This is a genomic window from Mesorhizobium sp. M6A.T.Cr.TU.017.01.1.1 (genome assembly GCF_004023115.1).
Classification (GTDB): Bacteria; Pseudomonadota; Alphaproteobacteria; order Rhizobiales; family Rhizobiaceae; genus Mesorhizobium; species Mesorhizobium mediterraneum.
The window spans coordinates 16,907-29,587 of record NZ_RZTA01000022.1; the positions used below are offsets into that span (position 1 = coordinate 16,907).

Sequence of the window (12,681 nt, forward strand, 5' to 3'; positions counted from 1 at the left end):
CGTGCTGAATGCCGGCCTGCTCGGGCGCCTTTACTATTTATTGAAGCCGTTAAGGCTAGGTTTAAGTTGCCCCATATTCCTTCCAAAGGTCATAGAATGAGCATAGCCAAGCATGGCGCCTCCATTTGGAGGTCCGAAATCGTGCTGGCGCTGCTTGCCACGCTGGTGGCGTTCGCCGTCAATGCCTGGGCCGGATTCCCCCAATTGACCAACGCCCACGGCGACAACGACAATTTGCTGCGTTTGGTCGAGGTTCGCGACTTTCTGGCCGGCCAGGGCTGGTTCGATCTGCACCAGTACAGGATGGGGCTCGAAGGCGGCTTCGTCATGCACTGGTCGCGGCTGGTCGATGCGCCGATCGCCGCCATCATTCTTGCAGCGACGGCCCTGACCGGCAGCATGGCTCTGGCCGAGAACGTCGCGCAAGTGCTGTGGCCGGCGCTGCTCTTCTGCCTCGCGGTGTTTTTCATCACCCGCGCGGCGCGCAACTTCGCCGGTGAGGCCGCCGTGCTGCCCGCTGTCGTCGTCGGCGCGGCGGCGTTGCACTTCATAGGCATCTTCTCGCCGGGCGCGCTCGATCATCACAATGTTCAGCTCACGCTGACCATAGCCAGCCTCAGCCTGCTGCTTGAAGCCACCATGCGCGGGCCGGCAGCGCTGTTCTCCGGCGTGTGCGCCGCGCTGATGCTGGCTGTCGGCATGGAAACTGCCCCCTATGTCGCCACCATCGGCGCCTGCGTCGCGCTCCTGTTCGCTTTTGACGCAGATGGCGAAAGACGGATCGCCAGGGACTTCGGCGTCGGTTTTGCCGGCGCTTCCGCTCTCGTCTTTGTCACCACTGTTCCCGTCTCCGCCTGGAGCCAGGCGCAATGCGACGCCTTCTCGACCGTGCAGTTCGTCGTCGCCGTGTTGGCCGGAACCGGCCTTGCTGCGATAGCCTCGATCGAGGCCGTCGGCCGCACGCGCCGGCTGGTGTCGCTTGGCATCCTTGCGCTCGCGCTGGGCACGGTCGTCATGGTGCTGTTCCCGCAATGCCTGGCGGCTCCCTACGCGAACCTCAATCCGCGCCTCAAGGAGCTGTGGCTCGATCACGTCGACGAAGCCCAGTCGCTGTTCAGCCTTGTCGCCCAGGACCCGGCCAGAGTGGCGGCGCGCTATGTCACGCCGGCCGTCGCGCTCGTCCTGATGGCGCTTCGCCTTGGCCGTGGCGGTTGGCGGCGGCAGGACAGTCTTGTCGGCGCGCTGCTTGCCGTGGCGTTCGTCGTCAGTGCCTGGCAGGTGCGCGGCTCGACATTCTCGGTCGCGCTGGCGGTCATCCCGCTTTCCGCCTGGATCGCCAGTTGGCGTCAGCGGGCCGAGACCAGTCATTCGAGCAGCGTGGCGCTGCGCATGGCCGCGGTCTGGCTCGTCTCGGTGAATGCCGTGTGGACGGGCGCCGCGGCAGCGGCCGCGGTGGCGTTCGAAGCCGATAAGACGGCGGCCAATGACAGCGGTGCCGACATGGCCTGCCAGCGCCAGGCCTCCTTTGCCGCGCTTGGCGGTGTGCCGGACACGACGGTGCTGGCGATTTCCAATCTCGGATCGCCGATCCTCGCCTATTCCGATCATCGCGTCTTCGCCGGGCCCTATCACCGCAACATCGCCGGAGATCTGCTTGCGCTCGACACCTTCCTGGGGTCATCCACCGCTGCCAGGGCGGTCGTGGCAACGCATCACGTCGGCCTCGTCGCGGTTTGTCGTGGCAATGCGGAAAGCGCGCTTCTCACCGCCAAGGCGCCTCAGGGCTTTCTTGCCGGGCTGATGCGCGGCAGCGTGCCGGAATGGCTCGAGCCGGTCACACCAATCAGCGGAGGTTCCCTCGAACTGTACCGCGTTCGGCTCGACCGCTGAAACGGTTCTTCACCCGTGAAAGAAAATCGGTTTGGGATACGGTTCCTAAAGGGTTTGCTGCCAGCCTCGAAATATTCCGACCTAACAGGGTTACCGATGCAAACGACGTTTGGCACCGGGCAAGCAACCGGGGAAAGCACGGATCTGGCCTTTACCGATCCGTTGACCGGGCTTGGCAATCATCGCCGCTTCTTCGACAAGGTCGACCGCCTGATCAGCGACCGCGCCGACGATCCGGCGCCGTTCACCGTCGGCATCCTCGACCTCGATGGCTTCAAGCCGATCAACGACTTGTTCGGACAAAAGGCCGGCGACGAGATCCTGATCCAGGTGGCGATGCGGCTGCGCGCTTCGATGGACAGCCATTCCACCGTCTGTCGCATACGAATATGCCTTCCTCTATCCGATGGTGTTCAGCGAGGAGGCGGCGGCCGAAAAGTCGCGAACGCTGATCGAGATCCTGTCGGCGCCCTACGATGTCGGCGAACGCACTGCCAGGCTTTCGGCTTCGGTCGGCTGCTCGATGTTCTATTCGGGCGACGAGACCACCTAAATTCTGGTCAGCAAGGCCGAGACGGCGCTGTACCATGCCAAGCGTTCGGGCCGCGGACGGGTGGTCGTCTATAGCAGAGAGATGGAAGAAGCGGCCAAGCGCGTCACCCGCATCGAGCAGGCGCTGCGCCGGGCCGTCTCGGCCGGCGAGGTCGAGCCGCATTTCCAGCCCATCGTCGATCTTAGGACCCGTCGCATCATCGGCTTCGAGACGCTGGCGCGCTGGACAGATGGTGATCTCGGCTCGGTCCCGGCGACGGTCTTCATCCCGATCGCCGAGGAGCGGGGCATCATCGGCCCGCTGTCGCAGCTTGTGCTGCGCAAGGCCGCCGAGGCGGCCAGGAGCTGGCCCAAGGATCTGTTCCTGTCCTTCAACTTGTCGCCGTCGCAGCTCGTCGACCAGAACACCGGGCTGCACATATTGGCGATCCTCGACCGCACCGGCTTCGACCCGCGCCGGCTGGAGATCGAGATCACCGAAACCGGCCTGATGAACGATCCAGCCTCGGCCGAGAAGATCGTCGAGAACCTGCGTCGCGTCGGCATCCGTGTGTCGCTCGACGATTTCGGCACCGGCCAGTCCTCGCTCGGCCGTCTGCGCGAATTCCATTTCGACAAGCTCAAGATCGACCGCGCCTTCGTTTCCTCCATTCTCGACGACCGCCCGTCCGAACATATCATCCGGGCGATCCTGGCCATGTGCGAGGGGCTCGGCATGGACGTGGTCGCCGAAGGCATCGAGCAGGAAGCGCAGGCCGAGCGCCTTGTCCAGTTCGGCTGCGCCGGTGGGCAAGGGTTTCTGTTCGGTAGGCCGGTCGATGCCGACGCCACGCTCGGCTATCTCGGGGATAGCTTCCGCGGCGCCTTGCGCGTCAAGGCAATCTGACGACCGGCCACGTTGCCACTGCGGCGCAGCCTTCTTTTTGTCGGACATAAGCCGTAAGAATCCGTTTTTCGCCCTTGCTCCCTGGACCGGGCTGGCTAGGATGCGCGCCGGCCAGACCACAGCCCCGTGCGTCCGTTTGGGACGCGCCAAGGACGCTGCCGCACTTTGACTTTGTGGAGAAAAAAAATGATGCCATCGGCGCGCTTTGCCGACCTTGAAGGCGCTTCGGTGCTGATCACCGGCGGCGGCTCCGGCATCGGCGCGGCGTTGACGGAGGGTTTTGCACGCCAGGGGGCGAAGGTCGCCTTCATCGACATCGCTGACGGCCCGAGCCTGGCGCTGGCCGACCGCATCGAGAAGGATCTCGGCCGGCGACCCCTCTATCTCAACACAGACATACGCGACATCGAGGCGCTGCGGGCTTCTGCCGCCAAGGCGGCAGAAGCGCATGGCGACGTCACCGTGCTGGTCAACAATGCAGCACTTGACGAACGCCACGCGGTGGAAGACGTCACGGTGGAATTCTGGGACAACAATCAGGCGATCAATCTGCGTCCGCATTTCTTCTCCGCCCAAGCGGTGGCGCCGGGCATGAAGCGGGCCGGCGGCGGCTCGATCATCAACCTCACATCGACGTCGTTTCTCATCAACCACCCCGACATGCCGGCCTATACCGCGGCCAAGGCCGGCATCGTCGGCCTGACCAAGGGCCTTGCCGGCAAGCTCGGCGCTGACGGCATTCGCGTCAATGCGATCGCACCCGGCTGGGTGATTACGGAGCGGCAGAAGGAGCTCTGGGTCACCGAACAGGCGCTCGCCGCCCATGTCGCCAAGCAATGCATCAAGCAGGTAATGCAGCCGGATGACATCGTCGGCACGGTGCTGTTCCTGGCGTCGGACGCTTCGCGGATGCTGACCGCCCAGATGCTGATCGTCGACGGGGGCTTCCTGTGAGCCCAGGATCCCCGAGCAAAGCACCCTCTGTCGCCGCCGTGGATTGGGGCACCACCCGTCTCAGGGTCTGGCTGGTCGATGAGGCGGGAAAAATCCTTGCCGAGCGCCGCGGCGACGACGGGCTGATCACTGCGCAAGCCACCGGCTTTTCGACCATCCTCGAAGGACATCTGGCGGCGATGGGCGCGCCGGAAGCGATGCCCGTCATCATCTGCGGCATGGCCGGCTCGCGCCAGGGCTGGCTCGAGGCGCCCTATGTCACCGTGCCGGCGCCGATCGGCGCCATTTTGGCCGGTGCGGCGCGCATTCCGGGCCAGCGCCGCGACATCCGCATCGTGCCGGGCCTTGCCCAGCGCCAGGCCGACGCGCCCGACGTCATGCGCGGCGAGGAAACGCAGCTTGCCGGCGCTGGTTTGCCGGCAAAGGGTCGCCATCTCGTCTGCATGCCCGGCACCCATTCGAAATGGGTGCTGGTCGAGGACGGCGCCGTTACAGGTTTCGGCACCTGGCCAACCGGCGAGCTGTTTTCGGTGCTGGCGGCGCATTCGATCCTGCGCCATTCGCTGGGCGAGCAGCCCAAGCCGGTCGCATCAGGAAATCCGTTTTTCCGGCGCTGGTGCGAGCAAGCGCTGGCCGACGGCGGCGATGTCACGTCGAGACTATTCTCGATCCGTGCCGCGGGCCTGCTGCAGGACCTGAAACCCGACGATGCCGCTGCTTGCCTGTCCGGCCTGCTGATCGGCGGCGAGATCGCCTCTGCCAGCCACCGCTATGGGAAAGGCGCTGCGTCGGTCGTGCTGATTGCTTCCGGCGCGCTCGGCGCTCTCTACGCTGAAGCGCTCGGCCTTGCCGGACTTGCGGTCAAGACTGTCGACGCCGACGAGGCAGTGCGTGCCGGCCTGATCGAGGCCGCGTGCGAAAATGGCATGATTGCCGGAAGCGGAGTTGTAGCATGACCGAGACCGCACCGTTTCCGAAGCTCAGACGCGGCCTTGTCGCCATCCTGCGCGGCCTCAAGCCAGGCGAGGCGGTGGCCATTGGCCGGGTGATCTTCGAGGCCGGCATCGAAGCGATCGAAGTGCCGCTCAATTCGCCGGACCCTTTTGCCTCGATCGCGAATATCGTGCAGGCGCTGCCGGCGACGGCGCTGGTCGGTGCAGGAACCGTACTGACATCAGCCGATGTTGACGGATTGCACAAGGCGGGCGGCCGGCTGCTGGTCAGCCCCAACATCGATGCCGAGGTCATGGCTCGCGCGATGGATTACGGCATGGTGACGATGCCCGGCGTGTTCACGCCGACCGAAGCCTTCCAGGCGATCCGGCTCGGCGCCTCGGCGCTGAAATTCTTCCCGGCCAGCGTGCTTGGGGCTGCCGGCATCGCGGCGATGCGCGCGGTTTTGCCGGCAGAGACGCTGGTCGGCGCGGTCGGCGGTGTTTCAGAGAAGGACTTTGCCGGCTACAAGGCGGCCGGCGTCAGCGTCTTCGGCCTTGGCTCCAGCCTGTTCAAGCCTGGCATGAGCGTCGAAGAGGTGGCCGCACGGGCGCGGGCTGCCACAGTAGCCTGGGATGCGGCGTTTGGAGCAGCAGGATGAGTGAAGCCAAAGTTTCGGTTTTTTCCGACCATGTCTGCCAGCTCGGCGAAGGCCCGAGCTATGATCCAGCCACCGACACGCTCTACTGGTTCGATATCGTCAACGGCCAGCTTCTGGAAAAACGCCTTTCCGGCGGCGCGGTCAAAATCCACGAGCTTGGCCAGATGGCCAGCGCGATAGCCATCATCGACGACAGCAGGCAGTTGATCGCCACCGAAACCGGCCTGCACGTCCGCGACGTGGCGACCGGCAAGCTGACGCTGCACACGACGATCGAGGCCGACAACCCGGTGACGCGCTCGAACGATTCGCGCGTCCACCCCTGCGGCGCCTTCTGGGTCGGCACCATGGGCAAGGGCGAGGAAAAGGGCGCCGGCTCGATCTACTGGTTCTCTAGGGGGGAGTTGCGCCGGCTTTACTCGGACATCACCGTGTCGAACTCGATCTGTTTTTCCGAAGACGGAACGACCGCCTACTACACCGATACCAGCACCGGACTGCTGATGCGGGTCGGCTGCGATCCGGCAACCGGCCTGCCGTCCGGCGAGCCGAAGATCTTCGTCGATCACCGCAAGGCCAAGGGCTATATCGATGGTTCGGTGCTCGATCGCGACGGTGTCCTATGGAACGCCTGCTGGGGCGGCAGCGTCATCGAAGCCTACGGACCCGACGGCAAGCTCATCCGGTCGGTCGCGATGCCGGTGACGCAGCCGTCTTGCCCGGCCTTTGTCGGCAGGAATGCCGACCGGCTGGCGGTGACGTCCGCCTGGTCGGGGAAGGATGAGAAACAGCGCCTGCTGGACCCGCAAGCCGGCATGACGTTTCTGCTCGATGTTCCGGTCAACGGCCGCTTCGAGCCGCGCGTGCTGATCGCCTAGGCGATGATCCCGAACCTTCGGTTCGGAAAAGAACATGGTACCAAACGGGAAGATCGCACCAGCACTGTCGTGCAGGCGTCCGACTGACGTCGGTTTCCGCGAAAGCCTGATACATTCGCCGTGCGATGGTAGGCAATCGCGCTGCCAGGACCCGTTCATCCCCAGGACCCGCTCATCCCATGTCAAGCCGCAAGCCGAAGCTGATCCTTGTCTACGAGCCGGAAAGGGCCTGCTTCGACCGGCTGGTCGTCGAAGGCCATTTGCCGGCGCGTGCCGCCGAAATCGCCTCCTATCTGGCGCAGTCGACTGACATCGCCCCTGAGTTCGATGCACTAGCCGCAGCCTGTCTGACGCGCGGCCTGTCCTTCGCGCCGGTGGCGCTCGACGATGCCGCAAACGGGCTTGCCGGTGAGGACCCGGACACGACGCTGGTGTGGACGCTGACCGATGGCATCGCCTATTTCCGTGGCTGTGCAGCACCGGCTCTGGCAAGACTGAACGGCCTGAAGGTGCTCGGCGCCGATGATGCGCTGTTTGCGCTCTGCCAGGACAAATTCCGCTCCGGCGCCGTGCTCGGCGCGCTCGGCCTGCCGGTGCCGCGATCCGGCTTGGCCCGCGACGGCCGTTGGCTGGTCGAGCCGCCGGCTTCGCCAGCCGGCTGGTTCGTCAAGCCGAACCGGCTCGGCGCCAAGATCGGCATCTGGCCGGATTCACGCAGCAGTGATCTCGGCCACGCGCTGGAGCTTAGCCGGCGTGTGTTCGCCGCCTATCGCGACGATGTCGTCGTGCAGCCCTACGTCGCCGGGCGCAACGCGCGCGCTAGTTTTCTGGGCTTGAAGCCGAACACCGGCGTCGAGGCGCTCGGCGTCGCCTTTGTCGATTCGGGTAGTGATTTCCAGACCATGGCAGACAGCCTGGCGCTCTACGGCGACACCGGCGAGGCTGCCAGGGAGGCGGGGACATACGCCGAGCCCGACCTGCTGCCGGTCGCCACCAGCCAGCCGCGAGCCGATTCAAGGATCCGACGGATCGCGCAAAGGCTGATGACCGGGCTTGGGTTGCGGGATGTATTTTCCATTGATTTCCGGGTCGAAGCCGACGACAGCGTCCATCTCATCGAGTTCGAGGTCTGCCCCGGCCTGCCCTGCTTCGATTTCCGCGCGTATTGCCGCACGGAATGGGAGATGGGCCTCGCCGATGCGATGGCCGAGACCGCGGCGAGTCGTTTTTTTACCTCGCCAACGGGATGAGCAGCGCACGCGTACGCGGCAGCCGCTGGGACCCAGGATCGTATCTCGACAAATGGCTTGCGTTCCGGCACCTCACTTAATAGGGTGTTAAGTGAAGGAGGCACTCGGTGAAAATCGACCCTGCGACATCCCCGGACGTGGCGGCGCTGCCAGCGGCGGACGCGGACAAGACGAAGCATGTCGGTGGGCGGATCAAGGCCATTCGCACGGCCCGACGCATTTCGCTTCGCCAACTGGCCGACATGATCGGCACGACGGCGAGCTTCATCAGCCAGCTCGAGCGCAATCTGAGCGGAGCCAGCGCCAGCACCCTGATGCGGATCGCGGCTGCCTTGGACCTCGGCATCAACGACTTGTTCGAGCAGACCGACGGTGGGTTCCACAAGGTGCTCACCAGAGCCGACCGCCCCCTGCTGCCGATCAGCCACGGTTGTCGAAAGACGTTGCTGTCGCGGCGGCCGATCCATGAATTCGAGGTTTACTCGGGGGATTTCGACGTCGGCGGCTCGACCGGCAACGACGCTTACACGCATGGCGGCAAGCACGAGATGTTCGTCGTCCTGAAGGGGACAGTCGAGCTGACGCTGGCGGACGAGCGCTTCACCATGAACGAGGGCGACAGCATCGAGTACGCAACCTCGACGCCGCATCGCACGGTGAACATCGGCAAGACGCCGGCGCAGGTGCTCTGGATCATCGCGCCCCCGACCAGCGGCGCGGCGGAACTCAATCAATACACGCCCGGACAAGGCTCGCAACCGGGCGGACAGAAGTAATGCGGGTGCACGTAAATGGGAGATAAAACATGAAGACCAAGATCGGACAGGTGACCGCGCTCGGGCTGCTGATGATCGCGACCGCAGCGCTTGCACAGAGCAAGCCCGTGGCAGGCGAGGTGGCCGAGGGCTCGCTGAAGGACAAGACGCTTACCTTCGTCTCGTATGGAGGCATTTATCAGGATGGCCAGATCGCCGCGCTAAAAGAGTTCGTCGACAAGTCCGGTGTGACGCTGCTCAGCGATGGGCCGACCGAAATCTCGAAACTGCAGGCGCAGGTCGAGTCCGGCAATGTGACCTGGGACGTCGTCGACACCGGCGATTTCCCGCCCTACGTCTATTGCGGCAAGCTGTTCCAGAAGCTGGACTTCTCGAAGATCGATACGTCCAACATTCCACAGGGCCAGATCAGTGATTGCAGTGTGCCGGCCATGAACTATGGCGTGGTGCTGATGTACAACACCGAAAAGTACAAGGATAATCCGCCTAGGAGCTGGAAGGATTTCTTCGATATCGAGAAGTTCCCGGGCTCGCGCGCTCTGGAAGGCAGCGGCGATCTGTCCGGCGGCATGATCGAGCAGGCGCTGCTCGCAGCCGGCGGGTCGGTGGAAAACATGACGGTGGCCGACATCGACAAGGCTATCGAGAAGGTGAAGTCGCTCGGTCCGGACACGATCTTCTGGAAGACCGGCGCCGATTCCCAGCAGCTCGCCGAATCCGGTGAAGCCGACATGATCGCGATGTGGACCGGACGTGCCATGACCGCGGTGAAGAACGGCGCGGCGTACACGCCGGCGTGGCAGGACTGGCTGGTTGTGATGGACCAGATGACCATTCCGATGGGCGTCAAGGATCCCGACGCAGCACATGCGCTGATCAACGCCTATGTCGGCAAGAGCGCGCAGGAGACGCTTGCAAAAACCACCTCGTATACCCCGATCCACAAGGACGCGAAGCCCGAAGTGGACGAGGTCACCGCGGCGTTCATGACCAATACGCCGGACAAGCTGAAGCTTGGCTATCAGCAGAACATCAAGTTCTGGGTGGAGAACTTCGAGGTGGCGAACGAAAAGTGGAACGCGTTGATGGCGGGCAACTAGGTCCGCCGCAGTGGCAACGATAACAACCGACAGCCGGAACACTGGTCCGGCTGTCGCAGCAGACGACCGCCGGCGCTGGTTTCGTGGACAGGCTTTCTGGCTCGTCGCGCCGGCGCTGCTGCTGCTCGTCGTCTGCCTGGGCCTGCCGCTCGCCATCGTGACCTTGCGTAGCTTTTCCGAGCCGCAATGGGGATGGCAGAACTATGCCTGGTTTTTCGGCACACCGGTCAACCTGACCGTGCTTCAGCGGACCTTCGCGATCTCCGCCTGGGTGACGCTGGTATGTCTCATTGCCGGCTATCCCTATGCCTATGTGATGACTGCGGTCGGGCCCAAGATGCGGCTCGTCCTCATCCTGTGCGTTCTGGTGCCGTTCTGGGTGAGCGGTGTGGTGCGCACCTTGGCATGGGTCATCCTTCTGCAGGATTCCGGCGTGATCAACTCCGTCATACGGGCAGTCGGCCTTAGTCCGGTCAAGCTGATCCGCACGCAGACAGGCGTGGTGATCGGCATGGCGCAGGTGCTGTTGCCGTTCATGATCCTGCCGCTCTATTCGGTAATGAAGACGATTGACCTGCGGCTCATGCAGGCGGCACGAAGCCTCGGCGCAAGCCCGGCGCGCGCCTTTGCCCAGGTCTATCTGCCGCTCTCGCTTCCGGGCGTCTACGCGGGCGCCATCATCGTGTTCATTCTTGCGCTCGGGTTCTACATAACCCCCGCGCTGCTCGGCGGTCCGCGTTCGACCATGCTCTCGACCCTGATCCAGAACCAAGTGCTCAGCCTGCTCAACTGGGGTCGCGGCGGTGCGATGGGTGTGGTGTTGTTGATCGCGACCTTCGTCCTGCTCGCGCTTGCAGCACCGCTGTCGCGCCAACCGCACAAGACGGGCTCGACACGCTGATGAAACAGCCCGGTCGAATCCTGCTCGGTCTGTTCTGCCTGCTGGTCGCGGTCTGGCTGGTCGCACCGACAATCGTCGTCGTGCCGATGTCGTTCAACGACAAGAAGTCGCTGGCCTTTCCGCCATCCGGCTTTTCCTGGCAGTGGTACCAGAACTTCTTCACCAACCCCGAATGGTCGGCGAGCCTGGTCGGCTCGCTCAAGGTTGCCGTCGTCACTGCGGTGTTCGCCACCGTCATCGGCACGCTGGCGGCATTCGGCCTCGATCGCATGAAAAGCCGCGTCAGCGGCGTGCTGCGTGCACTGCTGATCACGCCGATGGTCGTGCCGGGGGTGGTGCTCGCCGTCGGAATCTATGCGGTCTATCTCGATACGCGGCTGGTCGGCACCATGACCGGCTTCGTGCTGGCCCACACGATGCTCGCCGTTCCTTTCGTCATCATCGCCGTCTCCGCCAGCCTTGAAGTCTTCGACAAACGGCTGGAGACGGCTGCGGCCAGCCTCGGCGCGACCCGGCTGATGGCATTCAGGACGGTGACGTTGCCGCTGATCGCGCCGGGCATCCTGTCGGGGCTGCTGTTTGCGTTCGTAACCTCGTTCGACGAGATCATCGTCGCGCTGTTCATCACCAGCCCTTATCTGAAGACACTGCCGGTCCAGATCTTCTCCAGCATTACCCGGGATGCCGACCCCACCGTTGCGGCGGTGGGCACGTTGCTCTTCATCGTGACGTCGCTGGTGATCGGGGCGGGGCTGCTGATCGGTTCGAGACAGGGAAAACGTTGACATGGCCTCACCATCGACCCGCGGCGCAGCCATCGATCTCAAATCCGTCAGCAAACAGTATGGCAGCTTCATTGCTCTCGATAAGGTTTCGCTGCGCATCGAGCCGGGGGAGTTCATGACGCTGCTCGGACCCAGCGGTTCGGGCAAGACGACCACGCTCAACGTCATCGCCGGCTTCACCGAGGTCAGCTCGGGTTCGCTTGATGTCGGCGGCAAGAGCGTCATCGGCGTACCGGCGCACAAACGCAACATCGGCGTGGTTTTCCAGCACTATGCGTTGTTTCCGCACATGACGGTGAGCAGGAACGTCGCATACCCACTGACCTTGCGCGGCATCGCCAATCCCGATCGTGAGGCGCGGGTGCGCAAGGCGCTGGACATGGTGAAGATGGCGGATTTCGGCCACCGCTTCCCCAGCGAGCTTTCCGGCGGGCAGCAGCAGCGCGTCGCGCTGGCGCGCGCCATCGTATTCGACCCGCCGCTGCTCCTGATGGACGAGCCGCTCGGCGCGCTCGACAAGAAGTTGCGTGAATGGCTGCAGCTCGAGATCAAACGGATCCACCGGGAGTTGGGCACCACCTTCGTTTACGTCACGCACGACCAAGAGGAGGCCCTGGTCCTCTCGGACCGCATCGCCGTGTTCAACCAAGGACGCATCGAGCAGATCGGCACCGGTCGCCAGCTGTACGACGAGCCCGAGACCTTGTTCGTCGGAAAGTTCGTCGGCGACTCGACGATACTGCGTGGCGCGGCCTCCACCTCCGGGAACGAGACCGCCATCGAGATAGAAGGGCGGAAAGTGGCCGCCGCCAAACGCCTTCCCGATGGCGCCAAGCCGGTGATGCTGCTGCGACCGGAGAAGCTGAGCCTCGCCAGACGGGGCAAGGGCGGACAGGATCGAAACACCCTGCCCGGGCGCATCGGCGAAGCCATCTATCTCGGATCGGGCTCCAAATACGAAGTCGTGCTGGCGGACACCTCCAAGGCGATCGTGCGCTCGACGCTGGATGCCGAGACCTTCGCCATCGGCGACGAGGTCGACCTCATATTCGCGGGCAGCGACGTGAAGCTGTTAGCGGACGACGAAAAGGCCGATTTCACGCTGACCTGAATCC

At 64.1% G+C, this 12,681-nt stretch carries 11 protein-coding genes and 1 pseudogene; all 12 read left to right on the top strand.

Features of this window, described 5'->3' with window-relative positions:
* The first annotated feature begins 96 nt into the window (after positions 1-96).
* The 12 genes and pseudogenes from EOB36_RS09785 to EOB36_RS09840 all read left to right on the top strand — a co-directional run bounded on the left by EOB36_RS09785 (position 97) and on the right by EOB36_RS09840 (position 12,677).
* A complete protein-coding gene (locus EOB36_RS09785; protein ID WP_128241670.1) occupies positions 97-1,890 on the top strand; it encodes a GtrA family protein in 1,794 nt (597 codons plus the stop codon).
* 96 nt (positions 1,891-1,986) lie between these two features.
* Positions 1,987-3,328 (top strand): annotated as a pseudogene (locus EOB36_RS09790) (EAL domain-containing protein).
* A 186-nt stretch (positions 3,329-3,514) separates the two neighbouring features.
* The gene (locus EOB36_RS09795) at positions 3,515-4,282 is read left to right on the top strand and encodes an SDR family oxidoreductase (RefSeq protein ID WP_128241669.1); all 768 of its coding nucleotides are present in this window, start codon (positions 3,515-3,517) and stop codon (positions 4,280-4,282) included.
* Positions 4,279-5,238: a 2-dehydro-3-deoxygalactonokinase gene (locus tag EOB36_RS09800; RefSeq protein WP_128284765.1), complete on the top strand. Its 960-nt coding sequence runs from the start codon at positions 4,279-4,281 to the stop codon at positions 5,236-5,238. Before EOB36_RS09795 ends, EOB36_RS09800 begins: the two co-directional genes overlap by 4 nt.
* Positions 5,235-5,876 (top strand): 2-dehydro-3-deoxy-6-phosphogalactonate aldolase, encoded by a 642-nt coding sequence (locus EOB36_RS09805; protein ID WP_128241667.1) that lies wholly within the window; start codon positions 5,235-5,237, stop codon positions 5,874-5,876. Before EOB36_RS09800 ends, EOB36_RS09805 begins: the two co-directional genes overlap by 4 nt.
* On the top strand, positions 5,873-6,754 hold the full coding sequence (locus EOB36_RS09810; protein WP_128284766.1) for an SMP-30/gluconolactonase/LRE family protein: 882 nt from the start codon (positions 5,873-5,875) through the stop codon (positions 6,752-6,754). The genes EOB36_RS09805 and EOB36_RS09810 overlap by 4 nt, the downstream gene beginning before the upstream one ends.
* A gap of 179 nt (positions 6,755-6,933) precedes the next feature.
* The gene (locus tag EOB36_RS09815) at positions 6,934-8,004 is read left to right on the top strand and encodes a D-alanine:D-lactate ligase-like protein (RefSeq protein ID WP_128241665.1); all 1,071 of its coding nucleotides are present in this window, start codon (positions 6,934-6,936) and stop codon (positions 8,002-8,004) included.
* A 107-nt stretch (positions 8,005-8,111) separates the two neighbouring features.
* Positions 8,112-8,780: an XRE family transcriptional regulator gene (locus EOB36_RS09820; protein ID WP_127206354.1), complete on the top strand. Its 669-nt coding sequence runs from the start codon at positions 8,112-8,114 to the stop codon at positions 8,778-8,780.
* A 29-nt stretch (positions 8,781-8,809) separates the two neighbouring features.
* On the top strand, positions 8,810-9,880 hold the full coding sequence (locus EOB36_RS09825; RefSeq protein ID WP_127206353.1) for an extracellular solute-binding protein: 1,071 nt from the start codon (positions 8,810-8,812) through the stop codon (positions 9,878-9,880).
* Positions 9,881-9,890: 10 nt separating this feature from the next.
* Complete coding sequence (locus EOB36_RS09830; RefSeq protein ID WP_127206352.1) at positions 9,891-10,781, top strand: ABC transporter permease; 891 nt, start codon at positions 9,891-9,893, stop codon at positions 10,779-10,781.
* Complete coding sequence (locus tag EOB36_RS09835) at positions 10,781-11,566, top strand: ABC transporter permease (protein ID WP_127206351.1); 786 nt, start codon at positions 10,781-10,783, stop codon at positions 11,564-11,566. The genes EOB36_RS09830 and EOB36_RS09835 overlap by 1 nt, the downstream gene beginning before the upstream one ends.
* Position 11,567: 1 nt before the next feature.
* Positions 11,568-12,677, top strand: coding sequence for an ABC transporter ATP-binding protein (locus EOB36_RS09840; RefSeq protein ID WP_126104155.1), 1,110 nt, complete (start codon positions 11,568-11,570; stop codon positions 12,675-12,677).
* Positions 12,678-12,681: the final 4 nt, after the last annotated feature.